The 500-nt window shown below is 63.4% G+C and carries 1 protein-coding gene; it reads left to right on the forward strand.

What is annotated here, in order from left to right; translation table 11 throughout:
- A partial coding sequence (locus QUG03_RS23220) for an ATP-binding cassette domain-containing protein (protein ID WP_500821125.1) occupies positions 1-500 on the forward strand: 500 nt, incomplete at both ends.

Raw genomic sequence — 500 nt, forward strand, 5'->3', positions numbered from 1 at the left:
CGCATCCAGATCATCTTCCAGAACCCCTACGCCTCGCTGAACCCGCGCTTCACCGTGGAGCAGATCCTGAGCGAGCCGATGCAGCTGCACGGCATCGGCCGCGACGGCGGCGAACGGCGCAAGCTGGCGCAGGAACTGCTGGACAAGGTGGGGATGCCGGTCGGGGCGCTGCAGAAATACCCGCACGAATTCTCCGGCGGCCAGCGTCAGCGCATCGCCATCGCGCGCTGCCTGACCCTGAAGCCGGAAGTGCTGATCTGCGACGAATCGGTGTCGGCGCTGGACGTGTCGGTGCAGGCGCAAGTGCTGAACCTGCTGCAAGACCTGCAGGACGAATACGGCCTGTCCTATCTGTTCATCTCACACGATCTGGCGGTGGTGAAGCATATCTCCGACCAGGTGATGGTGATGAACAAGGGCGAGGTGGTGGAGCAGGCGGACGCGGACCAGATCTACCGCGAACCGCGGCAGAGCTATACCCGCAAGCTGTTGGAGTCCAT

Source organism: Chromobacterium sp. CCUG 30098, from assembly GCF_059916605.1.